Source organism: Photobacterium sp. Ph5 (genome assembly GCF_022129445.1).
Taxonomy (GTDB): Bacteria; Pseudomonadota; Gammaproteobacteria; order Enterobacterales; family Vibrionaceae; genus Photobacterium.
Genome location: NZ_JADQAQ010000008.1, coordinates 15362 through 40961, shown reverse-complemented (window position 1 = coordinate 40961; position 25600 = coordinate 15362). Strand labels below are relative to the sequence as shown.

Sequence of the window (25600 nt, the reverse complement as noted above, 5' to 3'; positions counted from 1 at the left end):
AGCTTCTTAGAAATAGCCTAAATATTAGTTTTTATCCAAACCAATAAACCCAGCAGCAATATCTTTAAGTAAGCTTTCTAACTGCTCTGCAAATAAAATAGTGACACCATCAGTATTCTGGAAGTCCTCAGGATGATCATCTTTTGAACATTGGGTCACAATTACGTATTTATCAATAATCGTTAAATTCTCATTATTCCAAGAATCCGCTTTTTGAATCTGTTTTATCGCCCCATCACTCATTAACCCACGATAATCTTTTACCTGAATGGCAATGCCATAACTCTTACCGAGCAAACCCGGCAATGTAATAAGAATATCAGTTCCATGCTCTTTCTCTAAAACTCCACCCGTACGCTCTACTAAAATCGGTTCAGGCAAAATTTTTCGGATCCCCTCAACTAATGCATATTCCCATTCTTCATTAGAGAATTGCTCATTCATTTGTCGGTAGAAATTTGTATAGAAGTCCGTTTGTTCTAACGATTTACTGATATTGTCAGTGAGAAGATTATTAAAGCGGTCAGAGAAGCCAATAGAATCAACCAGCAACTCATCATGATTAAGCAGCTTTCGATACTGTCTTTGCAATGACTCATATTCCAAAAGCGGTTAACTTGCTTCAAGCTGGCTCTTAGATCCCCTAACACATTGGTATTTTTTCTATTAAAACTTTTAATCAAACGTGCAGGAAAAATATGACCAAAATCTCCTAACTTAGGATCGATTGAGAAATCATAGCCCTCAGAGAAGTCTTGAGTTGCTTCTACAATCGCCACTTCATTCCACGTTGGTAAACGCGGAACTAACAATATGTCTCCTTTTTTAACCTTACGGAAAATAGGTAGATTGCGACGAGCGCCGCTATCCATAGTAAGCTGTCTTAAATTCTGCTCATCTTTCCAGCCCCAGCCCTGTCTTAACCTTCCTTCTTCTAATTCCTGACGGAAGAAATCAATTTTTGTCTTATCAATTCGGTAACCCCAAAACTTTTTAGACATCTAACACACCTAAGATTAATAAATAGGTATGCATTTTAATCTTACTTATTATTAAACAAAGAGATATACAACAAAAGTCACTCTTCAGTCACAGAAGTTTTCTTTCTAGCATACTTCCTTATTAATCCTCTTTAAGCATTTAAAATTCATAAGACAAGTTATAACCGTATAAAACTACGATGGAAAAATAGATATGAGCAAAAAATATTACTTTATTATCTAATTGTAAATTTAATAATAATTCACTTCCCCCCCTTTTAAGTGAGTCCTGTAATTATTACTTTTCGTGAAAAATACGACGACATCAATGAGATATTAATTAATTTTAGAAGCTCAGTTTGTTAAAAAATCACTTTCTATTAATGTATAATTAAATGTATATTGATAAAAAAAACAGTTAATAGAGTGAAGTGTTCATCCATCGTAAAAATCACAATTAATATTATTAATCATAGCCTTAAAACCTTCCACGTGACCACTGGTAAATTTTTCAGTAGCCTTCGTACAACAATGGGAAAGTAAATGTTTTATAACTCTAAAAAACTTATTGATGAAAAGGTATTACAACAATACTACTTTGAGCGTTTTATGCTTTCTGATACAAAAGATAGAAAAATATTGTTACCTACCAAATATCATTCGTATGCATTTACAAATATTGTTAAAGGATTAAATCCAGAAGTTAGAGTTGGTCAAAAAACAGATGGCGGCAGTCATATTACTGACTTCGTACTATATCCAATGCCCACATCTGGCCTACCAAAACTTAATATAGAAATGAAATGGAGTGTTAAAGATTTCGAGCAACAACCAGAGAGATTTGAGCATTATAATAATACAATATCACAAGGCTTTGTTGTTGCTGTTAAAGATGATAAATATTCTCCTGAATATTTAGATAATGGGAAAATACCTGTCGTTTATTTATGCCCTGAAGATTTCAAAAAATGGTTTACAAAAAAATCCTATGCCATTGTTTCTCAGGCTCTTGCAAATAAATTAGGCAGTAAACCAACTAGACTTAGTGGTGAAAAATTTTGGGTGATTTGTATTGTTGGCGCTTCTAATCAACATTACCTAAATCACGGAAGACCATATGATATTTGGGCATTTAGAGATAACAATCATCCCAAGAACATAATGAATATACTCGATGGTGATTATGTTATATTCGTGAGGTTTGATCATTGCGAACCTGGTCGAGCTGTATATCCATATAGCAATAATATAAAAGCTCAATTTAAAAAAAGTCGAGGTGGGTATTTAACTAATGAAGAAATATCTTGGGCTTTAAATTTAATTGATATCAGAAAAGTAAATAAAGGCTACCATTTAAATTACTCAATAAAACCACCATACCAAGGTTTTGATGAGGAATGGTTAAACTCTAAAACACAATCCCCAGAAACTAAGAATTACACTCAGTTTATTACATTCAATAAACCCAGTGGTGATCAATTTGAATACATTTGGAGTGCCCCCGCAGGTATCACTCTAGATAGAAAACTTTTTACTGATGATAATTTAGATAGTGAATCTTTCGTTAAAGCAATAAGACAATCAATGAATACGCGAGGAGATGCTTGCGAAATATCAAGAAGCTCTTTTGAATCTGTACTTCATTTATTAAGTACTTTTTGACCTATTTAGTAGGGCTAATAAAGAGTTACGCATCACGCTATACCCGTCACCACCGAAAAAAGTCTATATCACTAAACTCGGTGGTGGTGACCAAGAGAGTCGAAAATTTTTATTTCCCAAGAGTTGGACTCGTTTTAGATTTCTATGCGCCCAAAAGAGCCTAGGCCACTTATAATATTACAAGTGGCCTATTAAATTTATTTAACTAATCGAAGAACTGGCTTAGAAGTGGTGTTCTGTATAGAACTAGGTTTATCATTGTATGAAATTGTTCCTACCTTGAAGATCAGTGCTAATAACTCATCAATAGGTAGTTTCAACAATCTTGATAATGACTTTAGATATATACCGTCATTTTCAAGTGCTTTAAGCAACTTATCAATAATTAATGATTTTTCACGCTCGATTCCATTTATTTCTTTTGTTCTCAAACCTAATTTACTAGCAGTAACAATTAATGTTTTATATTGCCAATCGCTTAATATCTCAACTGTTTTTAAATGTACGATCAAAGCCATTGCTGAGACCTTCCATTTATGTTTTAACTTCAAAATAGAATCAATAGTTATCGCTTTACCTGATAATGGTAATAAAGTAACTCTAGGCATCAAAAAAAAGGATGCAAATTTATCAGCTTCAGCTTCTATATTTTTCCCTTGAGGCACGCCATGTTTATGTAATATCAAATGCCCTAATTCATGGGCGGCATCAAATCGACTTCGCTCACCAGACTTTTGAGTATTAAGAAATACATAAGGCACACCATCCTTCCAAAACGAAAATGCATCAACATCTTGTGTATTTTCTGACAATGAAAAAACTCTAACACCATTCTTTTCTAATAAATGGACCATATTACTTATACTGTGGCACCCCAAGTTCCACTCATCTCTTAATGCCTCTGCGGCTATTTCAGCTTCAATACCCCGATAGTCTGGTACATTTGATTCTGGCAAGCTGAATGTTTCTTCAAAGTAGGCATTTATTATTACCCCTAACTCACCAGCGCTAATAGCGGCATGTTCATCAGCGGCTTTCATACTCTTTAATGATCTAAACGACACAGTTTCTTTTGCAACAGCTTCTATTGGTTCTGGGTCTAAAAAAAACTCTGCGGGATAATTTAAAGCCTTAGAAAACGCATCAATCGTACCTTCTGGTGGACAGTTTTTACAATAATCTTTCTCATATTCAGAAACCATCCTTGGTGTTAGCCCTACTTTTTCGGCTAAACCTTTTATAGTAAGTTTACGTCTTGTTCGCGCAAGCTTTAACCTTGATGGATTGAATTTGCCTAACATATTATTTACTTTTTCTTAATTACTTCAAAGAAATCAGAATCATCAGTAAACGATGTATCTACTACATCAATATCATCACCATTAAATGGTACTGATGGAAAAATCACACGCGTTTTCCAATCTGAAATTTTAATTTTACCTGATGAACCAGCAAGGCTTGTTCCTAAAGGCAAAGATAATTCAAATCGTACTTCTTTCGCTTCTTTATCTAAATAGTATAAAAATACCCATGTTTGATGAGGATCAATAGCAGTAAAAGAGCTTACAGTCTCATTTGGTTCCTCAAATAAACTATAATTTTGACCAACAATATTTTTTGTTACTTGACCTTTTTCATTCTTAGTACGCGGTGTTTCATTTTGCATTCCTGTGTTTTTATCGCCACTTGTAATAATTATTGTGGTTAATAGCTGAGAATTTACTAGTATTGGCATGCCACACATATGTTCTGACTTCCAATTTGCATCTTGCGTTACAACAAGCTGTCTAAAAGTAGCAACAATCTCACTCCAAGCACGAGAACCTGCAGCAGTAATCGGGTGAAATTTATTAACTTTTTTAAACTCGTTAATACCATTTAGTACCGACTGTCTAAAAATAGATGCTTCAATCTCAACATTTTTGACTACAGAAGAACTAACTTCATAATTTTCAATTTTTAAAACATTTGTAGCCATAAAAACACTCTCACTCAAAAATAATTAATTCGATAAACTGCAACGTTATTTCCTATTTTAACCTACGAAAGTAGGATAAAACAAGAAATGATTGGTTTTTATTTCTGGTATACGCATTCAATACCACTATAAAGAATAGGTGTTAATGTTTGATACAAATAACCCCTCTCCAAAATCGTCTTCAGCAAAGTACTGGCTCAGGAACTCGACAACTCACAACGCTCAGCAGTCTGTTCTGCTGTTACCTTTTCACCATGCATTATCGACTGCAGAACTTTTAACTGAGTTTTATAATGAAAAGTGGCTTCAAGTCAGTCTGGATAAGGGTTTATCGATGATTAGATTTTGAATCGAGACAGGTGCTATGCATGTAAACCATCGTTTTATTTATATTAAGTAAGTACGCTGTTATTAATAAAATAAAATCATACCTACTCGAATTTATCCGCCTCTCGCCTTGCCTATTTGCCCTTAAATACGGGATACTTAATGTTATGCGTGCTTAGGGTTTTACTCTGAAGCGTTTAACGACTTAAATACAATAAACTGCTGAATTTATAAGCGGTTTTAACAACAAGCCATTGCTTAGATAAAGAGTAATAATAACAACCGTAATGGCTATGGATGATTTATGAACGATAAGAACCAAGCAACACTTTATTGGATTGACTACGAAACGTTTGGCGCAAGCCCTGCCAATGATCGTCCTTGCCAGTTTGCGGGTGTCCGTACTGATATGGACATGAACATTATTGGTGAGCCACTCGTTATTTACTGTAAGCCACCAGCCGATTACTTACCGTCACCTGAAGCGTGTTTAATCACCGGTATTACACCGCAAGAAGCGATGGAAAAAGGCTTATCTGAGCCTGAGTTTATTGAAGCCATTCATGCTGAACTGTCAAAACCCAATACGTGTGTCATTGGTTACAACAACGTTCGTTTTGATGATGAAGTGACGCGCTATACCTTATACCGTAACTTCTTCGACCCATACGGTTGGGCGTGGCAAAATGGTAACTCGCGTTGGGATTTATTAGATATTATGCGTACTTGTTACGCATTGCGCCCAGAGGGTGTCAACTGGCCGCTTGATGATGAAGATCGTCCTAGCTTTAAACTAGAAAAGTTATCTATTGCCAATGGCATTGAACACGCTAATGCGCACGATGCAATGGCTGATGTTTACGCGACAATCGAGCTGGCAAAAATCATTAAAACTAATCAACCTAAGTTGTTTGATTACCTGTTTGATTTACGTCACAAACGCAAGCTACAAGAATTAATCGATATTGTTAACTTAACGCCGTTAGTGCATATCTCTGGCATGTTTGGTACTGATTGTGGCAATACTAGCTGGATTGTGCCGGTGGCATGGCATCCTGATAATAAGAACGCTGTTATTACAGTGAACCTTGCGCTTGATCCTACCCCATTAATTGAACTTGATGCCGACCAACTGCGTGAACGTTTATATACTAAGCGTATTGATTTAGCGCCTGATGAATTACCAGTGCCCGTTAAAGAAGTGCATTTGAATAAGTGCCCTGTTCTTGCTCCAGCTAAAACATTAAAGGCAGAAGATGCCGCACGTTTAGGGATTGATAGAGAGCAATGTTTAAAGAACCTTACCTTAATTAAGCAGCACCCTGAAATTCGTGAAAAGTTAATCGAAATGTTTAGTGTTAAACGTGAATATGCGGCTAACGATAATGTTGATGCGATGCTCTACGATGGGTTCTTCTCTACTGCTGACCGCTCAACCATGGATATTATCCGTGAAACAGCACCCGATCAGTTAGCTTCACTTGAAATCAATGTCGATGACAAACGTATTAAGCCGTTGTTATTTCGCTATCGTGCCCGTAACTTCCCAATGACGTTAAGTTATGAAGAGCAAGTACGCTGGAAGCATCATTGTCAGGATTTCTTTGAAATGAATATGCCAAAGTATATGGAAAACTTTGAGGCTGTCGCCTACGAGCATGAATCTGACGAAAGTAAGATGAAAGTTTTACAATCCCTCTATGACTATGTTTCTAAATTGGTTTAAGCCTTTTTACTAATACGATAGCGATAAATGAAGCCTATTACGTGACTTTCTTTTTGAATGTCACGAATAGGCTTCTTTTTTTTAAGATTTATATGTAGTGATTTATTTGATGATTAAGGCATTCCCGTTAACACTTAAAGACAAACGAGATACAAGCTCTCTGATTTAAGTTCATCAATAGTAGAATTATTATTGATACCGTTACGATACGGATCTATGAAACGGTAGGTGCGCACAATGACAACGCAAACCTTATTAAAATGCTATAGCTACGATGAAATAGATTTTTTTCCTGAAAAGCATCTATTGATCTGGAAAGATCACACACAAACTTTGTTAACACGAGAGGAATCTCGATTATTAGAAGTATTATGTCTCTTTGCAGGTGAAGTGATTGGGGCTGATTCACTCTACCGTAAAACGTTTACGTCATTAGATGCGTTTGAAGAAACCAGTGATCACAATTATGATTTGAATTTACTGCTGGTATCACTTACAGGTAAGTTACAATGTAACGGAGTAATGGCGATACCTATCCATGTTGTCCCTCACTATGGTTTTCGCGTCCCGTTACCAACAAAAACGTCACGTCGATTACCTTTTACTACTCGTCCCCGCCCAACACCTTCTCCCTCTTGCAAAAAGCCATTATTATTCGAAAAAACATGGTTTAAACCGCTTGTCGTTGATTATATTTGGATAAAAGTTGCGATTCTTCTGACACTTGCCACGCTAATTGGGCTATTGTTGTGGAATTAATCATCAATAAATATTTCGCTATCTAAAGCTTTTTATCATTTATCTAAATACCGATCTTTTTTGTGTGACAAATGGCTCATTTATTTGTATGATGAATCAAACTTTCTAGCATTACTTTTTTTACTATGGATTACATACGATCTTTTGCCATTGTTATGTTTTGCTTTTTATTAGGTCAAGGCATACAACATCTAACTCACTTGCCAATTCCAGGCAGTATTATTGGCTTGTTCTTGTTGTTCTTTGGTCTTATCACTGGTATATGCAAAACAAAATGGGTCGATAAAACCTGTAATTTACTTATCAAGCACATGGCATTGCTGTTTGTGCCTGTTGGTGTCGGCTTGATGAACTATCTCGGTTTAATTGAGCACAATGCAACTATCATCTTTGCGAGCACATTAGGCAGCACTTTAATTGTATTGCTTGTGATCGGCCTTGCGCTTCACCATAAGGAAAAAGAGTCATGATCTGGTTAGTTGCAACGCTAGTGGTATTTTACAGCATGCGCTATTTAGCGATGAAAATACGTAATCCTCTTTTTAATCCGTTATTAATTTCACTAATTATTTTAATTGCTGCCCTGCGTTGGTTACAGGTGCCATATGAAACCTACTTTGCTGATAACGAAATAATTAACTATCTATTAGGTCCTGCTGTTGTGGCATTAGCCTTGCCGCTTTATCAACAACTACCGCTCATTAAGCGTAAATGGAAAACAATCTTAACAGCATGCTTTGTCGGTAGCATATTATCGATGACGTTTGGTACAAGTATTGCGTTTTTGATGGGAGCCGATGCCCAACTCGCTGCCAGTATTTTACCTAAATCAATTACCACACCACTTGCGATGGCTGCCTCTCAGCAAATCGGGGGCATTCCTGCTATTACAGCAGCTATGGTGATTATTGTTGGTTTATTTGGTGCAGTGCTTGGTTATCCGGTAATGAAGCTATTTCGTATTCATCACCCATTAGCAAAAGGGTTATCTATTGGTACGGTATCTCATGCTTTAGGGACAGCAAAAGCAGTAGAAGAAGATTATCAAGAAGGTGCATTTAGTTCGTTGGCATTGGTGATCTGTGGGATCATGACAACGTTACTCGCTCCCCTCATGTTTCCGATACTAGAACACCTATTTTTCCACTAAATTATACCTATTTCGTCCATGTGAGCTTAAAGCGCTAATTCTTATTCGTTTTAAGCTCATAATGTTTTGATAACTATTTATTACATGAAAAATTACATTTACATGTGTGAGCTCGCTCTCGATAATGTAACCGTTAGGGTTTTGTCATTGTTAATGTGATCTGTATCACACTTGATTAATGACAATTAACTTAGAATGTTTCTCCATCAACAATACGGAGTAACACCCCAATGCACGCAAAAGTTATGGATGCATTAGGTCAATTACCTAAAGAGCTTGCATCAGCTTTACGACCAATTATTGAAGATAAAGATTTCGATTCGACAATTAGTCCTGAACAATTTGAACAGTTAGTTTCCCAAACTAATTTATCTGATACTGATCTTCGCCTTGCTCTCCTTCCTGTTGCTGCTGCTTACGCTGTTGTCCCTATTTCTAATTTCTATGTTGGTGCTATTGTCCGTGGTACATCTGGTCGCCTATATTTCGGTGCAAATATGGAATTTGCAGGCGCAAGTATGGCGTGTACTATTCACGCAGAACAATCAGCTATTAGCCATGCTTGGATCAAAGGTGAAACAGGCATTAAAGACGTAACGATTAACTACAGCCCTTGCGGTCACTGTCGGCAGTTCATGAATGAATTGAATACGGCAAAAGAGTTAATTATTCAGCTTCCTGAACGTCAACCAATGACCCTACAGCAATACCTTCCTGAATCTTTCGGTCCTGCCGATCTTGGAATTGAAGATGCGCTATTAAGCGATATTGATAATGGTATTACGATTGCTGAGCAGTCAGAGCTTGCTGTTGCCGCTTGCAATGCAGCCAATCGCTCTCATGCGCCATACTCAAAGAACTTCAGTGGTGTTGCATTAAAAGCTAAAGATGGTCGTGTTTTTGTTGGTATGTATGCAGAGAACGCAGCATTTAACCCTAGCCTTCCTCCACTACAAGTCGCACTGATTAATATGAATATGTCAGGTTACAAGTTATCTGAACTGGTTGAAGCGGCATTAGTCGAAAGTGCAGAAAGCCAAATCAGTCAATTAGCTCGTACTCAAGCACTATTAGAAGCACTAAATCCTGATATTCAAATGACGTATGTTGCTTACTAATCATTATCACGAGCAATATATTGTGATGCAAGACCGCTGTAATAGGCGGTTTTTTATTGCCTAAGACGTTCAACTCAATCAGTTATATTGGCTATCTAAAAACAAAAGCGTATTATCACGCTACGCTTTTTTGACGAAACCAATTTCATGTCTGATTCACACACCCCAGTTCATAACCCAGTCCAAGGTGCCGGATGGATGCTTTCCGCAGGCCTTGCCTTTGCGATTGTAAACAGCCTTGCACAATTTCTCAGTATTAAACTCCATGTGTCTTCAACCACTTTTGCGTTGATCCAATACTTTATTGCATTAGTGGCTATGCTGCCATGGCTCAGAACCATGGGTATTCGCCGTTCATTAAAGACAAAGCAATTTTTCCAACATTGTTTCCGCGTGTTTCTTGCGGTAATTGGTATCCAACTTTGGTTATGGGCACTTGCTTATCCTGTACCTATTTGGCAAGGTATTGCACTACTTATGACCTCACCGTTATTTGCCACTATCGGCTCTGGCGTATTACTGAAAGAAAAAGTGGGCGCTGCACGTTGGTGTGCAACTCTTGCTGGCTTTATTGGTGCAATGATCATTTTAGAGCCGTGGTCTGATTCATTTAGTATTGCGACATTATTGCCTGTCGGTGCTGCCGTTTTCTGGGCAGGTTATTCTCTGATGGTGAAAAAGCAATCTAATACAGAATCACCAACCACTGTTGTGATGTATTTACTTATTCTGATCACGCCATTTAACTTGTTACTGGCTCTACCTGATTTTAATATGCCAACAGGCGGTACGACTTGGACATTAATCATCGCAGCAGGGCTATTAACAGCACTTGCGCAATGGGCGATAGCTAAAGCTTATGCTGTTGCTGATGCCTCATTTGTTCAACCCTTCGACCACGCAAAATTACCGCTAAACGTGTTAGGCGGTTGGCTTGTATTTGGTTGGGTACCACCGGGTCGACTATGGTTAGGTGCAGCGATTATTATTGCTTCAGTGGCATTTATCACCCAGTGGGAAAAGCGCAAGTAACACATTTGATAATGTGTCATACAATCTAAGATCACTGATGAAACCGCCACATTGCTGGCGGTTTTTTATTATCCCTTTCAGACGCCCCATACTATTTATATTTCGAGTTTAGCTAAAACCCTGACGCAAACGTTTGCTTAAATGAAAAAACAAGGTATTATCACGCTCAACCAACACTATCCAGCATAAATAGTAAGGAATAATAATGTTAGGTACAGCTAATGGTTCAAATGCAACACGTGTTTTACTTTTAGGCTCTGGCGAACTTGGTAAAGAAGTCGCGATTGAATGCCAACGTTTAGGCATTGAAGTGATTGCCGCAGATCGCTACCCCAATGCCCCTGCAATGCAAGTTGCACATCGTAGCCATGTAATTGATATGCTTGATGGCGAGGCATTAAAACACCTTATTGAACTAGAAAAGCCCGACTACGTTGTTCCTGAAATTGAAGCCATTGCCACTGACACGCTTGTCGAATTAGAGCTGCAAGGTGTTAACGTTGTTCCTACCGCGAATGCGACGAAACTGACAATGAACCGAGAAGGTATTCGTTGCTTAGCCGCTGAAACCTTATCTATTCCTACATCGCCTTATGAATTTGCCGATCAATTTGATGATTTCTCTGCAGCGGTACTTCGCGTTGGTATGCCATGTGTCGTAAAACCAATTATGAGCTCATCAGGTAAAGGTCAAAGCGTGATTAAAACCGAGGCTGATATTGAATCTGCTTGGCAATACGCGCAAGAAGGCGGTCGTGCCGGTGCAGGTCGTGTGATCATTGAAGGATTTGTCGATTTTGATTACGAAATCACCTTATTAACTGTTCGTGCGATTGATGGTGTGCATTTCTGTGCACCTATTGGTCATCGTCAAGAAGATGGGGATTACCGTGAGTCGTGGCAACCACAACAGATGTCTGAAGCAGCATTAAAAGCGGCACAGGATGTGGCAGAAAAAGTAGTAAACGCACTTGGCGGTTTTGGTTTATTTGGTGTTGAGCTATTTATTAAAGGCGATACGGTATTGTTTAGCGAAGTCTCCCCTCGTCCACATGATACGGGTATGGTGACGCTGATTTCACAAGAGTTATCAGAATTTGCGCTTCACGTTCGCGCTTTCCTTGGTTTACCCATTCAGCATATCACCCAATATGGCCCATCAGCCTCTGCAGTGATCCTTGCTGAAGGTGTATCATCAAACATCAGTTTCGATAATCTGTTACCTGCACTTTCTCGTCCACAAACGCAGATCCGATTATTTGGTAAACCTGAAATTAATGGTCGTCGTCGTTTAGGTGTCGCGCTTACACGTCGAGAAGATATTGATAGCGCAGTAAATGATGCCGTCAATGCTGCTGGTGATGTTGAAGTTATTTTCAATTAACCACGTTTAAACCAGCATATTACAATTTCTCTATAAGCAAAAAGGCATGTTTTCTAATAATAAGAACCCATGCCTTTATTTTTATCTGTATTTTATAACAACAACTTATACTTCAATTAGCCATACTTCTTCGGCAAATCGTGATAAACCGCGTTGGCGACGAGGGTGATTTTCATCGGCATCATCACGTTCAAGATGCGTCACTTTACAACCCGAAAATAATGCTTCAACGTCTGCTTTTGGCACAGAGAAAGGAGGCCCTGCTAATTCATCTTGTGGGTAGTCTAACGTTACCAACAAAATACGACCGCCAGTTTTAACCAACGACAATAGTTTTTCGACGTACATTTGTCGCATGTCTTCTGGCATTGCAATTAATGCTGCGCGGTCATAAACCACATCAACAGGATCGATATTTAGCGTGAAGTAGTCACCTTGGTAAATCGAAATTTCATCAAATTCGTAAAGATGTTGATGACCAACACCTGTCACTAAAGGTGTATACAGGTTTTCTGCAAAAAAGGCTTTAACTGCAATATCACTCAGTTCAACCCCAATCACGTGATCATGTTTTTGTGCTAACCACACAAGATCTTCCGACTTGCCACACATAGGGACAAACACGCGATCATCACGTTGTGCATTTAACGCCGACCAATGCTTGATCAGTAACGGGTTAACATCTGATAAGTGAAAACCAATTCGATTTTCTGCCCAGCGTGAGTGCCAAAATTCTGCATCCATTTTATGACTCGACTTTTTCTAATTAAAATAATAATGCTGAAATAATAACATATGTCACTGGCTTTCAAAGACTGCTAACAGTCGCTTTTTATAACAACACTGTGACTATCAATCTTGCTATCTTTTCCGCTTAAAACGGGATAACGCTGCTGACTTCAGAGCGAGCTAAATCGCGCAATAATGTTAAACCTTGCTGTAACCGCTTTTCAGAATTGATAGCCATCAGTGACAAACGAATATGCTGGGGATCGTCGCCATTTACATTAAAATAACGTCCACTACTGACAATTAACCCTTGGCTTTTTGCTTCCATTACAAAGCGTTCTTGTTGCCAATGTTGAGGCAACGGCCACCAGATTTGAAAGCCAGTTTCCTTTCCATCATGGCTTAAAATATCGCGGGCTATTTGTTGCCTTTTACAGGCGATCTCACGCTGGTTATCTGCTAATTTAAAGGCTTCACCACTCTCAATTAATTTCGTTGCAGCAATGTAATTTAGCGGTGACGATAGCCAAATGTTAGCGCGAATAGTGGCTTGTAAAACCGCAATATGTGCTTCGGGTACTTTTAAAAAACCACAACGTAACGCAGGGCTAAGAGCTTTTGATAAACCTGAAATATGAAAGCTATACTGTGGAATACGATTACTGATCGCGGCGATAGGATCTGGATTTAAAAAGCCATAAATGTCATCTTCAACTAACCAAATATTATTTCGTTCAATCACTGTTGCAATAGCATCTCGTCTTACGGGTGGCATGGTGATACCAGTCGGGTTTTGATGAGATGGCACGACAATAGCTAATTTAGGTAGGTGTTGAGTGATCACTTGTTGCAAATCATCAGGGCACATCCCCTGCTCGTCAAGTTTAACCCCTACCACATGGCGGCCTGCTGCTTGAGCAATCGCCATAATACCGGGATAAGTTAAGGCTTCTACTGCGATGGTATCACCAGGCTCTGTTAACGTATGAATAAGTAACGATAAGCCATGCTGTGCGCCATTCGTCAGCAACGTGTTATTAACGTTCCCCCCTGCTAAACCAAATTTTTTGGCCCATGTTACAGCAGCCAAACGGTGGCTCTCGTGACCTGAGTTTTCGGTATAACCCATTAAATGACAACTGAGGTGATCTGCTGCATTCATCATAGCATCACGCAGCGAAGACAGGTTGTGAGACAAGCAAGGTTGCAAGATAGAGAAGTTAAAATCAGTTTCATCATCAGCAGGTTGAATGACATCGCTGAGTCTTGATGGTGCGCAAACAAATGTTCCACGCCCAACAAATGATTCCACGCGATTTTTATCTACCAGTAACTGATATGCTTTAGCTACCGTCGCGGGTGTGGTGTTTAATTCATCCGCAAGTACGCGGTGTGTTGGCAATTTAAATCCTTTCGGATATTCACCATTGTCTATGCGTGCCTCTATTGTTTTTGCTATTTGTTTATATTTAGCGACACTCACAGTCTGATCCTATATTTATCATTATCGCCAATCACTTAACCAACTTTAACTAAATTACACGCAAAATGATACATTAAATAAACAAATTGACATATGTCAATGTAACCCCTAGTGTACTAACCATCATTTGGTAACCATTTAGCTAACGATTAGCACAAATGGATAAAATCTTAAGTTACAAAGGTAGTTAAAACCTTTAAGAACAAACGTTCAGCTTGCTATCGCTTTATGAATCAGCGCATTGTTCGCTGATAACATATCACATAATGACATAACTCAATTTTACTGTATTTGGTAAGGAGAAACCTATGACAACAAGTATCGCTTTTATTGGTTTGGGTGTAATGGGCTTCCCAATGGCACGTCACCTGTTTAATTCAGGTTTCGACACCACTGTGTATAACCGTACAACCTCTAAAGCGCAGCAATGGGCATCGGAGTTTTCAGGACAATACAGTGAAACGCCGCGTGAAGCCGCTCAGAACCGCGATGTGGTTGCTCTTTGTGTTGGTAACGATAATGACGTTCGCAGCGTTGTATTTGGCGCTGACGGCGTTTTAGCTGGCATGAAAGCGGGCTCTACCCTTGTTGATCATACGACGACCTCTGCGGAACTTGCTGAAGAGTTGGCGAAAGCATGCTTAGCGCAAGGCGTTAACTTTATTGATGCGCCAGTTTCTGGTGGTCAAGCAGGTGCTGAAAATGGTGCACTGACTATCATGTGCGGTGGCGAACAAGCTGTTTTTGATGGCGTATTACCGATTTTAAACAGCTACGCGAAACAAGCGGTATTGGTTGGCGGTTATGGACAAGGTCAACGCTGTAAAATGGTGAATCAAATTTGTATTGCAGGTGTACTGCAAGGATTGAGTGAAGCATTAACGCTGGCACAAAAATCAAACCTTGATATCGAACAGGTTGTTAGCGTTCTAAAACATGGGGCGGCGGGCTCTTGGCAGATGGAAAATCGCGCTACAACCATGGCTGAAGACAAATTTGATTTTGGCTTTGCTATTGATTGGATGCGTAAAGATCTGGGCTTTTGTTTAGATGAAGCGAAAAAACACGATCTTGAATTACCACTGACGGACGCAGTTGATAAACGTTATGGCTTATTACAAAACGAAGGGCTCGGAAGAATGGATACCTCTGTCTTAATTAAAGCTTTCAATAAAACGATTTAATTTTATCTAAACCACAGTCACTGAGACGAGATAGTGACTTTGTGAAAACCGATATTACATAACGCCAGAAAAGCGAAAGGGATGCACTCGCATCCCCTGCTGCCGACCCCGATAAACATCAAGATCAAAAATCCGTTTTCCAATTCTACATTGGAGTCATGGAATACCGATTGAATCCATTCAGCTTACGAAATTCTGAATAGTTTAATCGAATCACGACGTACTGTTACACCACGGAAAGTTACAGGCTCTAACAACGTCATCAGTTGCTTAGAAACGAAGAACTTACCACCGTAGCTACGATCGCCACCACGATTAACCCAATCAGCAAATTCATCAGCCAGACTGAACATAGAGTTACCGACTAGTAAAACAAGAACTTTAGCAACTTCGCTATCGTTCTGACGGTTAAACTCAGCGTCACGAACTTTTTTACGATATTCGTCGACAATTCTTTCAAGGCACTCAAATCTGCTCATATACACCACCATAAAAATCGAGGCGTGGATACTACTGCTCTAGCCTATTTAAATCAACCCATCGCCTTATGTTTCTTTAAAAAACTGATACTTTTTTTCAATTTGGTAACAAAGATGATGCTATTTATCATTAAAAACACGATTTAATTTCATATTCACCCTCTAAAACTTAAATATCATTTTATATACATGTTTGTATAATTGACATCCTAGATAGAATTAATTAAGAAATACAAACCGATGACTATAAACACTAACTTTAAGCTGCTAGGTAAATTAAATCGTGAATTTTTGACTATTTCAGCAATGATTGAAATTTATTGCTCACGCCACCATAATGATAAATGTAAAAAAGTTAATTTATGTGAAGACTGTGAATCTTTCAAAAGCTACGTAAAACAAAGGCTAGATCGTTGTCCTTATGGTATCAATAAGCCAACATGTCGACAGTGCCCTATTCATTGCTACAAAGCTCAAGAAAAGGTCAAATCACAAACAATTATGCATTATTCAGGTCCTAGAATGATGTATAAACACCCAATAATGGCTATTACACACTTAATTAACGATAAAAGAAAAATTAAAGCACTAAATCAAGAGATGACTTCAAACAGAAAAGTAAGAAACAGTGAATAAACAATAAGTAAAAAATAAATGATGAATGCGATATATTTTTAGTTTTATATTTCATTCACTTTTAAAACAGTTAGATGGCTTGTTTACTTTGTAATCAGCCTATTTGCTACTGTGCAAAAAACACACACCACTGTAATGACAAAAAATACCAAGATAAAAAGTAAACTATTGAAAACAGCCCATATGTGCATAAATATTTCGTTTCATGACTTTTTATAAATAAAACAGACAACATGTGAACCATAATAACAAATGGCTGGCGTTTATTAGTAGAGGTTCATTGCTTTAAATATTTAGAGTATTTCAATCTAAAAAACAGCGACTAATGATCGCTGCTTTTTGATAACGCATAAATTTTATTTAGTTTCGGTAATAATCAATCACTTGAATTTTCACAGGCTTATCTGCACTGCTAATATCGACAGTAAACTGATCATCATCGACAACTTTAGCATTTTTTGCCCCTTCCCCAATAACGTCAACACCTTCAATCTTGGTATATAGCTTGGTGTAATCGTAATGCATAGTGACAGTTGCGGTAACAGGTTTAGAAGCCGTTAATTCAAAAGTACAAATACCTGTAGGACAAAACACATCAATATCTTCTGCGGATGTCACCGCGATAGAATCGACATTCTTAATTGGCGTACCGGTGATTTTTGCTTCGCCACAGCCTGTTAGTAATAATGCCGTTGTAACTGCAACAAGGCCAAGTTGAATTTTTTTCACACTGATATCCTCATGTATTCCACTTAACGGTGATCTTTGTTTACTGTAACAAAGAAAGTTAAACGTAGACTATACCAAACATAACAAGTTCAATGAATTAGCATTGGCTATGATAGCTATTATGATAACACCCCATAAGCCCAAACAACCTCATCACACTTTAGTTTCATTGTTTAAATAAATTACACCTATTATTTTCACTTCTGTCTAGTATCCAAACGAATGCGTAATTTATTTCTTACCAAAAACCAATAAAGGTTAATTTTTAATTAACCTTATAGGCATACTATAGATATAATCACCTACAATGTGTGAATAGACTTTCCTTTATTCACGTTATATGCGCACCTATTTTTATTCCCACCCTATGGTGTCCAAGGTTTCTAGGAGAAATAAATGAGTATCATTATTTTGGTCTGTTTGATCATTATTAATGGATTATTTGCTATGTCTGAGATAGCACTTGTCACAGCAAAGAAAAACCGTTTACAGCGATTAGCAGACGAAGGGAATATCTCTGCTCAAAAAGCAATAGAGCTAGGTGAATCTCCCACGCAATTTCTATCAACAATGCAGATCGGTATCACTGTTATTGGAATTATGAACGGTGTTATTGGCGAAGCTGCTTTAGCTGGCCCTATTTCGCATTGGTTAATCGAATTTGGTTTTCCAGCTAAATCGGTTGGCTTTACTGCTTCAGCAATTGCGGTCATTGTTTTAACGTATGTATCAATTGTTATTGGTGAATTAGTTCCTAAACGATTAGGTCAAGTAAACGCTGTATCTATTGCGATATTTTTCGCCCGTCCCATTGCGGTTATTGCTTTTATTTCTCGTCCATTTGTCTGGCTATTGGCAAACTCAACCGATTTACTATTACGTTTATTGGGCAAAGGTAAAGACGACAGTTCAGCACTAACAGAAGATGATATCCGTGCAGTGATCGCGGAAGGTTCTCAGTCTGGTGTGATCCACCAGCATGAACATAACATGATGCGTAATGTATTTAATTTCGATGACCGAAAAGTATCTTCAATGATGACGCCACGAAATGAAATTGCGTATCTTGATTTAAATTATTCGCCTGAGAGCTATTTACAAAAATTGCTCTCAAGTACACATGCTTGCCTTCCTGTTGGAAATAACGGCTTCAGCGATTTAAAAGGCACATTAAATGCCAAGCAGTTATTACAGTTTATCAATGATAATACGGCTGAAAATCCGCTATCAATTTTAGATTACTTAACCCCTCCCGTTTTCGTACCAGAAAACTGGACAGGTACAACGCTATTAGAAATGTTCCAAAGCTCAGGTACAGACTTTGCTTTCGTGGTTGATGAATATGGTGATATCCAAGGTATCGTGACTTCTCAAGATATTTTAGAGGCATTAGCCGGTAAATTTACCCCTGATAATCCAAAAGATGTTTGGTCAGAGCAAAACCCAGACGGCAGTTGGAATTTAGATGGCATGATGCCGATCACTGTATTTAAAGATCTCCTGGAAATTAACAAACTTCCAGATGAAGAAGACGGCGGCTACCACACATTGAGCGGTATGTTAGTGTGGCTATTAGATGATTTACCTAAATTGGATGACTGTATTCGCTGGCAAGGTTGGCAATTCCGTATTCTAACATTAGAAAATAACCGTATAGATCGGATATTAGCTCAACGTTACGAATAGTCTATTGCGCTTCATTCGATCAAAAAGAGTTAGCCAACAAAGGCTAACTCTTTTTTCATCGGCTTTATTAGCTATAAGCAGGACTCGTTGTTTGTAACGTTGCTCTAAATGCTTTAATCATAAAAAACAGATAAAACACTTCAAAGGCAATACCAAATACTAATAAGCCGTAGGTATCATGTTTTAAATAATCGGGAAAAACAAAATACATAAGACCAAAAAATACAAACATAAATGGAACGAGGTAAAAGATTGCAACTCGCCACCCTACAACCCAACTTAACGAAAAGTATTTAATTAAAAAGTTTTTTCCGTTATTTCCGCCATTCACAAAAAATAAAATAATAAAGTTAATTATAAAAATGACGTTCTCAGCGATTGATTCTAACGAATCTGTTTGTGGTAGGTAATACGAATACAGCATCATCACAATAACCGGAATCAAAACATACAACGCAGATTCCCACTCAGTGACATTATTGTGTTTTAAATCAAGCAACAAGGCTTTCAAATTGAAAAAATACATATCCCCCTCCCTTATTGTCAATGAGTTTACCCTGTGAAGGTGGAGATAGGGATTGTAATAATTGATTAATTAGAATGAGTTATCAAAATAGAACGTTTTGATGATAGCCATTTCAATCGAACGTGATCATACCTTCAGTTACTGATTAATATAACGAAAGGTCAGGTTTATGCGTGCCTCATTGACGCGTTTAGTCTTGGGTAGTGCATGTTGCCAATACTGCTGGGTCTCTCCTGCCATTATCAGCAAAGATCCCGGTGTTAATTGAAAGGCTATTTTCTCTTTGGTTATTTTATGTTTAAACACGAACTGTCGTGTTGCACCAAAGCTTAAAGAAGCAATAACAGGTTGATGGCCTAATTCACGCTCATTGTCTTGATGCCACCCCATGTAATCTTCACCATCACGGTATAAATTACCAAGCACAGAGTTAAACGACGTTTGTGCTTGCTGCTCACACTGTGCTTTTAAATCTAATACTGCCGATGTCCAAGGTTGTGGATGCATGGTAAGCCCTGAATAAGTATAAACAGCATCACCGAGCCATGTTTGTAACCTCGGCTGAAGCACTGACTTACCAAATAGCGTAATGTGTTCTTGTTGCCAGTTCAGTTCGTTTTTCAGTTGCTTAAAATACTGTTCAGACTGCTGTAAATTCAAAAACTGTGGATGCCAATAGAGTAATCCATCATTGATTGTTATCCACTCACCTTGATCAGCAAACAAATCCATTGTGGTTTCCTAAATTCATTTAACAACAAACTATACGTTTTTAAGGTACAAAAAAGCCACAGTCAACACTATGGCTTTTAAGACGTTAATAGCAATTTGATTATCGTGAAAGCATCTCGATAAGGCATACAGGAGCACCGACCTTACAACGATAACCTGTTGCTTTAATAGCGCCCGTTTCAACATTACGGTGATAGCTAAGAATATCGTTAGAATGTTGATTCGCCACCAGCAACCATTCGCCATTTTGGGAAATCACAAAATCACGAGGGAATGCCCCGCCACAATCAACAGCGGCTAATTGAGTAACGTTTTCACCGTCTACATTAAAACAACTAATCTTGTTTTGAGCACGACAAGAAACATATAAAAAGCGTTCATCTGGTGATAAGTAAATAGCAGATGCCGCTTGTTTATTTTCTTCATTAACAAGCAGTGCTTGTTGTGATGCTTGCTCCCAACAGCCATCTTGTTTTGTGATCACAACAAGCGTTTCAGACAGTTCACACGCAACATAGCCGATTGATTCATCATGGCTAAAAACAAGATGTCGAGGGCCAGATCCCGCTGGCATGTTCAGCGTTTGATGTAAGGTAAATGCTAACGTGTTGACATCATAATCGTAGAAATAAATGCAATCACTGCCTAAATCAACAGCAGCTAACTGATTGGTATGCTTTAGAAATGTTACTTGATGTGCATGAGGGGCTTCTTGACGATTAACATTTGGTCCACAGCCATCAACAAATAAATCTGCGATACACTCCGTCGGTTGACCTTCTTCATCTAAACCATAAACAGTGACATTGCCTGAACCATAGTTCGCCACCGCCAAAAGCTTATCTTTTTCATCAATATGACAAGGATAATCCCCAGCAATAGCTAAAGAACAACGCGTTTTATTATTAGAAAAATGAAGCTGTGCACCATTGTGTCGATCAACTTCATTAAATGTATATAACCCGTTTTGAGTCGAAGCAAGATAAGATGGATTATGCTGTTGTTGCAACGTATCAGGCACTATCTCATTGTTTAACGTTAATACGCCAGATTGAGGATCAAGGGAAATACCAATAACACCATGACTATCACTCGGTGCATCAGTATAAGTGCCTACATAAAAATGTAAGGGGGATTGTTTTGTCATGGAAACCTTCATAAATAAATGCGTTATCAATCATTAAAATGCCGCCTGAATAAACAGACGGCAACGACTTCGTTTAATGATTTTCTAAAATGTGAAGTAACTGCTTAGTTGGCGAGACGATAGCAACGATAGTTTCGTCAAATATGACGGCATTTTTATCAATAATTTGATGATAAGCCGCTACCTCTTGCTCTGATAACTTACTTCCCTGTTTTATTTTATCAATCAGGTTCATTCCGAGATCTGCAACCGCTATAACAGCATCAGTCATAGGCATAGTATTTACAGCAGCAATATTGTTAGCAAAGATCGGTTTGACTTGCTGCGCGGCTAACTTAACTGTTAAGTAATGCATATTTAGCGTATCAAGGGCTGACATATCCCCCTTACTAATACGTGAAACCAGATCATTCATCTCATACACTGCCAAACTTTCAACAGGCAATGCATCAGCAAAGCGATTTAAACGCTCATACTGGTTATATAAATCGCCTTTCGTTGGTGTCGAATTCCACTTCTCCCAATGACGTGCATAATATTGAGCTGGCTCAACATACTTGGCTAAGGTTTGTAACGCGCTTTCATCTGCACCATTAGCAAGACGTTTTAGCATCATGTTTGCATCCGCATGATGGCGTAACCCAACGGATATTTCTGACCATGTATCGATTGCTTTCATCCGCTTATACATGCTGCGCTCATCGGTTAACGCTTGGCTTGACCACAAACGCTCTGCAACTGCGTAACTTCGCGGCCATAAACGGTGTTCAATCGTCATAGAATCGAGGTTTTCGCCCCATATTGTGATTTCACCGCCTAAAATCAATGCTTGTTCTTTTTCTGTTAATTCTGCTGGATAGCCCCCATTAGGTTCTGGGATCTGAGTTCCTGTCATATCACTACTTGCAATAAGTTGACCTGTTGCAGGCCAGCGCACATTACCGATTAACTGATAACTGCTGTCTGCAAGTTTGTCATTGGAAAAATCGTAATTAAATTCGGTATATGACATGAAATTATCGAAATGCCCTCGAAATTTAACGCCTGGCATATACTCAAGAATGTACACCTCTTCACGAGACTTACCGTTGTAGTCTGTAAATGCACGATAACTACCATTAACAGCGGTAATAATAGTTAAGTTACCTGTGCGTGGACCGCCTTTACTTCTAGGCTTCACCCATTCGTAAGTCTCGAATTCCTCGCCTTGATGAAGTTTGTCATCCACAGTGATCCCTTTAGGCATAGGATCGTTTCGATAGTGATAACTTGTCGGTTGTGGTTGATCAAGGTAATAGCCCGTTGAAAGAATACCTTGATACCCTTCTTTTGCGGCACGACCTATACTGTCATGACCTTGCCAGCTTTGGATCACTATCGATTTAGGTAAGTCTTTATGCCAGATTTCATCCCATCCAGTCATTTTCTTACCGCGCTCTGCCAACATCTTTTCTACTTTAGTATTAAGATAAGACTGTAAGCCGCGTTCACCATCAATATGATTATCTTTAATAAATTGCTGAATTTTCGGATTATCACGCCACTGCTGATAATTAGGCTCATCCCCACCAATATGGAAATACTCATCAGGAAATAACGCGACGACTTCATCAAACACACTCGCTAGCATTTCATAAAGTTCGGGATTAGTTGGATCCATTAAGGGTTCAAATACCCCCCATCCACGTTGCTGAGGGTATTGTTGTTTTCCTATGCCAGACATTAATTCAGGATAAGCATGAGCCACCGCTGAAGCATGACCTGGTAATGATATTTCTGGAATAACACGAATACCTAAATTACGCGCATAATCGACAACTTGACGAATTTGCGCCTTGGTATAGAAATTACCATCGGCAGTCTCACGCCAAAGTTTTTGGTAGTTATCAAGCTGAATTCGGATTCCTTGATCGTCCCAGATATGCCAATGGAAAACATTGAGTTTAGCTGATGCCATTGCATCTAACTGACGAAGGATCACATCAAGCTCAATGAAATGTCTTGAAGTATCATAAGATACCCCACGCCAAGGAAAGCGTGGCTTATCTTGAATAGAAACAGCAGGAACAAAATAACCAGTAGCGTCCGTAGAAACCATTTGAAGCAAGGTTTCTAGACCATGAAATGCACCATAAGGACGCTCAGCATTAATTACAATTTTACCGTTACCAACATCAAGCGTATAGGACTCGTCACTATCAATATTCTGAACATCTGATTTGGGGCGATGATGAATATTAATCACTAACGTCGCGTCTTGTTCAGATTGTGCTTGCCAGTTCAACATCGGCAACCCTGTCTGACGATAAAGTCGCTCCATGACTCTTTTAGTATTGAATTGAACACGGGGCGAATTATAACCTTTGATATAAATCGAAAAAGATTTATCCAAAGTGACTTTACCTTCTTTAAGAGCCACATTCTGTGGATAAGGCATTAAATTTAAATCGCTATTTGCCGTCATTGCTATCGCTGCCGTTGGAAGAGTGAATAAACTAGAAATAAGTAATGCTAATGTCCCTTTATACATGTGTTATAACCTGCTATTTATTATATTGTACAACTGAAAACGTATTGCATTTTAGGCAATTAACTCACAATGTTGTTTTCACCAATATCAGTCAGCGTCTGAAATATTCAGCCACTGACTCAATCACTTCTCGTATTCAAAAGAACAACGCTATGCACTTTATGAGGGTAACGTTAAATGTTTCATTGCATTTTCGGGGATAATCGCGCCTGAATGTTGGATCACAATTGCTGCTAAAGCATGCCCTAACGTTGCTGAGTCTTGATAACTTTTGCCTGTAACTCGTCCAGCTAAATAACCCGCAGCAAAAGAGTCACCTGCAGCACAAGTATCAATCACATGACTAACATGCTCTGTCGCGACATAAGCGTGGTGAACATATTTATCTTGTCGCCAAATAAGCAGGCAAGGTTCACTGCCTCGTTTGATCACTATTTCGTTACAGCCCATGCGTAAACAACGAGCAGCAACGCTTTCATCATCTCCCCACACCAATACATCATCGTCTTCTGTGATTAACGCGATATCAACAAGCGGTAAGATTTCGCTATACCAATATTGCGCTTCTTCGCTCGACCATAATTTAGGGCGATAGTTATTATCAAAGATAATCTTTCCACCTATTTGCGAAAAAGCTTCAAGCAGGTGTTTAAGTCGCAAGCGGCTTGCTTGGTCTAAAATAGCAAGACTAATACCGCTCAGGTAAAAGTAATCATATTGCTGATCTCGTAATGCAATTTCTAATTTATTCAGTGATGAGGTTGAAAAATAGCGTTTTGCTGCCGAGTTATCTCGCCAATAGAGAAAGCTCCGCTCACCAACTTCATCCGTTTGCACCATGTATAAACCGGGTAATTGCTGAGCAAAGGTTTCAACCAAATTGGTGTGGATACCTTCTTGACGCCATATTTCCAGTAGTTCTTGAGATAATGTGTCGACACCTAACCCTGTCGCATAAGAAACATGTACTGCGTGTTGGCGAGTTAATCTTGAAAGATAAAGCGCAGTATTTAATGTATCGCCACCAAAGCCTTTGCGAATAGGATCGCCGCTAAGTTCGATCATACACTCACCAAAAAATGCGATTTTGGTTTCAGCGGAGTTAAGCATCAATTGAAAACTCGATATGTAATTATATAAATAAAAAAAGAGTGCCTAAATTATCGAAGAGATGGCATTTAGGCACTCCAAATAAACCTTAAATCTGGAATTAACGGCGGTCTTCTCGGTAACAAGTCACATCGACTTCGACTTTTACATCAACAACCAAATCACACACCATGCAAATACGTGCTGGTGGATGTTCACCAAAAAATTCACGAAACACTTTATTGAAAGATTGGAAATAACGGGCATCAGTAAGCACGACTTTTACATGCATTACATCAGCAAGGGTATAGCCTGCTTCGTCCATGATATCGATACAGTTTTGGATCGCTAAACGAGACTGGTCAACGATTCCGCCTTCTACTACCTCACCATCAATCATTGGTGTTTGACCAGAGACATAAAGGAACCCTCCTGCCTCAGTTGCACGAGCAAATGGCAAGTGTTGACCTCCAGTACCTACCCCGCCCTCTACACCATAACGTTTGATTGACATACTACTCTCCACCGGTAATT

General features: G+C 38.6%; 25 protein-coding genes. 11 read left to right on the top strand and 14 right to left on the bottom strand.

Going from position 1 to position 25600, the window contains the following annotated elements; translation table 11 throughout:
• Window positions 1-24 precede the first annotated feature (24 nt).
• Together I3259_RS05090 and I3259_RS05085 are read right to left on the bottom strand one after the other, a co-directional pair.
• Complete coding sequence (locus I3259_RS05090; protein ID WP_238028627.1) at window positions 25-591, bottom strand: hypothetical protein; 567 nt, start codon at window positions 589-591, stop codon at window positions 25-27.
• Window positions 480-1001, bottom strand: coding sequence for a hypothetical protein (locus I3259_RS05085; protein WP_238028626.1), 522 nt, complete (start codon window positions 999-1001; stop codon window positions 480-482). The genes I3259_RS05090 and I3259_RS05085 overlap by 112 nt, the downstream gene beginning before the upstream one ends.
• Window positions 1002-1523: 522 nt before the next feature.
• Here I3259_RS05085 and I3259_RS05080 point away from each other — a divergent pair.
• Window positions 1524-2642 carry a hypothetical protein gene (locus tag I3259_RS05080; protein ID WP_238028625.1) on the top strand — a complete coding sequence of 373 codons (1119 nt, stop codon included), beginning with the start codon at window positions 1524-1526 and terminating at the stop codon, window positions 2640-2642.
• A 197-nt stretch (window positions 2643-2839) separates the two neighbouring features.
• Here I3259_RS05080 and I3259_RS05075 read toward each other — a convergent pair whose 3' ends face one another.
• Together I3259_RS05075 and I3259_RS05070 are read right to left on the bottom strand one after the other, a co-directional pair.
• Window positions 2840-3943 (bottom strand): XRE family transcriptional regulator, encoded by a 1104-nt coding sequence (locus tag I3259_RS05075; protein WP_238028624.1) that lies wholly within the window; start codon window positions 3941-3943, stop codon window positions 2840-2842.
• Between the two features lie 5 nt (window positions 3944-3948).
• Window positions 3949-4620, bottom strand: coding sequence for a hypothetical protein (locus I3259_RS05070; protein ID WP_238028623.1), 672 nt, complete (start codon window positions 4618-4620; stop codon window positions 3949-3951).
• Between the two features lie 631 nt (window positions 4621-5251).
• Between I3259_RS05070 and sbcB the strand changes: the two genes are divergently transcribed.
• The 7 genes from sbcB to purT all read left to right on the top strand — a co-directional run bounded on the left by sbcB (window position 5252) and on the right by purT (window position 12116).
• The gene (sbcB, locus tag I3259_RS05065) at window positions 5252-6673 is read left to right on the top strand and encodes an exodeoxyribonuclease I (RefSeq protein WP_238028622.1); all 1422 of its coding nucleotides are present in this window, start codon (window positions 5252-5254) and stop codon (window positions 6671-6673) included.
• Between the two features lie 237 nt (window positions 6674-6910).
• On the top strand, window positions 6911-7432 hold the full coding sequence (locus I3259_RS05060) for a hypothetical protein (RefSeq protein ID WP_238028621.1): 522 nt from the start codon (window positions 6911-6913) through the stop codon (window positions 7430-7432).
• Window positions 7433-7557: 125 nt separating this feature from the next.
• Complete coding sequence (locus I3259_RS05055; protein ID WP_238028620.1) at window positions 7558-7902, top strand: CidA/LrgA family protein; 345 nt, start codon at window positions 7558-7560, stop codon at window positions 7900-7902.
• Entirely contained in the window at window positions 7899-8582 is a 684-nt protein-coding gene (locus I3259_RS05050; RefSeq protein WP_238028619.1) for a CidB/LrgB family autolysis modulator, read from the top strand. The genes I3259_RS05055 and I3259_RS05050 overlap by 4 nt, the downstream gene beginning before the upstream one ends.
• Window positions 8583-8812: 230 nt before the next feature.
• Window positions 8813-9700 (top strand): cytidine deaminase, encoded by an 888-nt coding sequence (gene cdd / locus I3259_RS05045; protein WP_238028618.1) that lies wholly within the window; start codon window positions 8813-8815, stop codon window positions 9698-9700.
• Window positions 9701-9847: 147 nt separating this feature from the next.
• Entirely contained in the window at window positions 9848-10732 is an 885-nt protein-coding gene (locus tag I3259_RS05040; RefSeq protein ID WP_238028617.1) for a DMT family transporter, read from the top strand.
• A gap of 205 nt (window positions 10733-10937) precedes the next feature.
• Window positions 10938-12116 carry a formate-dependent phosphoribosylglycinamide formyltransferase gene (purT, locus tag I3259_RS05035; RefSeq protein ID WP_238028616.1) on the top strand — a complete coding sequence of 393 codons (1179 nt, stop codon included), beginning with the start codon at window positions 10938-10940 and terminating at the stop codon, window positions 12114-12116.
• A gap of 105 nt (window positions 12117-12221) precedes the next feature.
• On the opposite strand, the gene I3259_RS05030 is transcribed toward purT, so the two are convergent.
• Both I3259_RS05030 and I3259_RS05025 read right to left on the bottom strand, forming a co-directional pair.
• A complete protein-coding gene (locus tag I3259_RS05030) occupies window positions 12222-12860 on the bottom strand; it encodes a thiopurine S-methyltransferase (protein WP_238028615.1) in 639 nt (212 codons plus the stop codon).
• A 130-nt stretch (window positions 12861-12990) separates the two neighbouring features.
• Window positions 12991-14328 (bottom strand): PLP-dependent aminotransferase family protein, encoded by a 1338-nt coding sequence (locus tag I3259_RS05025; RefSeq protein WP_238028614.1) that lies wholly within the window; start codon window positions 14326-14328, stop codon window positions 12991-12993.
• 308 nt (window positions 14329-14636) lie between these two features.
• On the opposite strand from I3259_RS05025, the gene I3259_RS05020 reads away from it, so the two are divergent.
• Window positions 14637-15512, top strand: a complete 876-nt coding sequence (locus I3259_RS05020) for an NAD(P)-dependent oxidoreductase (protein WP_238028613.1) — start codon at window positions 14637-14639, stop codon at window positions 15510-15512.
• Between the two features lie 185 nt (window positions 15513-15697).
• On the opposite strand, the gene I3259_RS05015 is transcribed toward I3259_RS05020, so the two are convergent.
• Window positions 15698-15991, bottom strand: coding sequence for a hypothetical protein (locus I3259_RS05015; RefSeq protein ID WP_005367981.1), 294 nt, complete (start codon window positions 15989-15991; stop codon window positions 15698-15700).
• A 240-nt stretch (window positions 15992-16231) separates the two neighbouring features.
• On the opposite strand from I3259_RS05015, the gene I3259_RS05010 reads away from it, so the two are divergent.
• Window positions 16232-16627, top strand: coding sequence for a nitrous oxide-stimulated promoter family protein (locus I3259_RS05010; RefSeq protein ID WP_238090283.1), 396 nt, complete (start codon window positions 16232-16234; stop codon window positions 16625-16627).
• 360 nt (window positions 16628-16987) lie between these two features.
• Here the strand turns inward: I3259_RS05010 and I3259_RS05005 are convergent, their stop codons facing one another.
• Entirely contained in the window at window positions 16988-17356 is a 369-nt protein-coding gene (locus I3259_RS05005) for a spore gernimation protein (protein WP_107208269.1), read from the bottom strand.
• A gap of 396 nt (window positions 17357-17752) precedes the next feature.
• On the opposite strand from I3259_RS05005, the gene I3259_RS05000 reads away from it, so the two are divergent.
• A complete protein-coding gene (locus I3259_RS05000; protein WP_238028612.1) occupies window positions 17753-19042 on the top strand; it encodes a hemolysin family protein in 1290 nt (429 codons plus the stop codon).
• Window positions 19043-19109: 67 nt separating this feature from the next.
• Here I3259_RS05000 and I3259_RS04995 read toward each other — a convergent pair whose 3' ends face one another.
• The 6 genes from I3259_RS04995 to I3259_RS04970 form a co-directional block, all read right to left on the bottom strand.
• On the bottom strand, window positions 19110-19568 hold the full coding sequence (locus I3259_RS04995) for a hypothetical protein (RefSeq protein ID WP_238028611.1): 459 nt from the start codon (window positions 19566-19568) through the stop codon (window positions 19110-19112).
• Between the two features lie 138 nt (window positions 19569-19706).
• Window positions 19707-20300, bottom strand: coding sequence for an alpha-ketoglutarate-dependent dioxygenase AlkB (locus I3259_RS04990; protein WP_238028610.1), 594 nt, complete (start codon window positions 20298-20300; stop codon window positions 19707-19709).
• A 100-nt stretch (window positions 20301-20400) separates the two neighbouring features.
• Window positions 20401-21447, bottom strand: coding sequence for a lactonase family protein (locus tag I3259_RS04985; protein ID WP_238028609.1), 1047 nt, complete (start codon window positions 21445-21447; stop codon window positions 20401-20403).
• A 73-nt stretch (window positions 21448-21520) separates the two neighbouring features.
• Window positions 21521-23977, bottom strand: a complete 2457-nt coding sequence (locus I3259_RS04980) for a family 20 glycosylhydrolase (RefSeq protein ID WP_238028608.1) — start codon at window positions 23975-23977, stop codon at window positions 21521-21523.
• 159 nt (window positions 23978-24136) lie between these two features.
• Complete coding sequence (locus tag I3259_RS04975) at window positions 24137-25087, bottom strand: sugar kinase (RefSeq protein ID WP_238028693.1); 951 nt, start codon at window positions 25085-25087, stop codon at window positions 24137-24139.
• A gap of 100 nt (window positions 25088-25187) precedes the next feature.
• A complete protein-coding gene (locus tag I3259_RS04970; RefSeq protein ID WP_005368015.1) occupies window positions 25188-25580 on the bottom strand; it encodes a RidA family protein in 393 nt (130 codons plus the stop codon).
• Window positions 25581-25600: the final 20 nt, after the last annotated feature.

Coding starts and splice junctions, on each gene's coding strand:
- I3259_RS05015 (WP_005367981.1), bottom strand. CDS start 15,991: ATGAGCAGATTTGAGTGCCTTGAAAGAATTGTCGACGAATATCGTAAA.
- I3259_RS05040 (WP_238028617.1), top strand. CDS start 9,848: ATGTCTGATTCACACACCCCAGTTCATAACCCAGTCCAAGGTGCCGGA.
- sbcB (WP_238028622.1), top strand. CDS start 5,252: ATGAACGATAAGAACCAAGCAACACTTTATTGGATTGACTACGAAACG.
- I3259_RS04995 (WP_238028611.1), bottom strand. CDS start 19,568: ATGTATTTTTTCAATTTGAAAGCCTTGTTGCTTGATTTAAAACACAAT.
- cdd (WP_238028618.1), top strand. CDS start 8,813: ATGCACGCAAAAGTTATGGATGCATTAGGTCAATTACCTAAAGAGCTT.
- I3259_RS04970 (WP_005368015.1), bottom strand. CDS start 25,580: ATGTCAATCAAACGTTATGGTGTAGAGGGCGGGGTAGGTACTGGAGGT.
- I3259_RS05060 (WP_238028621.1), top strand. CDS start 6,911: ATGACAACGCAAACCTTATTAAAATGCTATAGCTACGATGAAATAGAT.
- I3259_RS05055 (WP_238028620.1), top strand. CDS start 7,558: ATGGATTACATACGATCTTTTGCCATTGTTATGTTTTGCTTTTTATTA.
- I3259_RS04990 (WP_238028610.1), bottom strand. CDS start 20,300: ATGGATTTGTTTGCTGATCAAGGTGAGTGGATAACAATCAATGATGGA.
- I3259_RS05000 (WP_238028612.1), top strand. CDS start 17,753: ATGAGTATCATTATTTTGGTCTGTTTGATCATTATTAATGGATTATTT.
- I3259_RS05080 (WP_238028625.1), top strand. CDS start 1,524: ATGTTTTATAACTCTAAAAAACTTATTGATGAAAAGGTATTACAACAA.
- I3259_RS05070 (WP_238028623.1), bottom strand. CDS start 4,620: ATGGCTACAAATGTTTTAAAAATTGAAAATTATGAAGTTAGTTCTTCT.
- I3259_RS04985 (WP_238028609.1), bottom strand. CDS start 21,447: ATGACAAAACAATCCCCCTTACATTTTTATGTAGGCACTTATACTGAT.
- I3259_RS05085 (WP_238028626.1), bottom strand. CDS start 1,001: ATGTCTAAAAAGTTTTGGGGTTACCGAATTGATAAGACAAAAATTGAT.
- I3259_RS04975 (WP_238028693.1), bottom strand. CDS start 25,087: ATGCTTAACTCCGCTGAAACCAAAATCGCATTTTTTGGTGAGTGTATG.
- I3259_RS05010 (WP_238090283.1), top strand. CDS start 16,232: ATGACTATAAACACTAACTTTAAGCTGCTAGGTAAATTAAATCGTGAA.
- purT (WP_238028616.1), top strand. CDS start 10,938: ATGTTAGGTACAGCTAATGGTTCAAATGCAACACGTGTTTTACTTTTA.
- I3259_RS05030 (WP_238028615.1), bottom strand. CDS start 12,860: ATGGATGCAGAATTTTGGCACTCACGCTGGGCAGAAAATCGAATTGGT.
- I3259_RS05020 (WP_238028613.1), top strand. CDS start 14,637: ATGACAACAAGTATCGCTTTTATTGGTTTGGGTGTAATGGGCTTCCCA.
- I3259_RS04980 (WP_238028608.1), bottom strand. CDS start 23,977: ATGTATAAAGGGACATTAGCATTACTTATTTCTAGTTTATTCACTCTT.
- I3259_RS05050 (WP_238028619.1), top strand. CDS start 7,899: ATGATCTGGTTAGTTGCAACGCTAGTGGTATTTTACAGCATGCGCTAT.
- I3259_RS05075 (WP_238028624.1), bottom strand. CDS start 3,943: ATGTTAGGCAAATTCAATCCATCAAGGTTAAAGCTTGCGCGAACAAGA.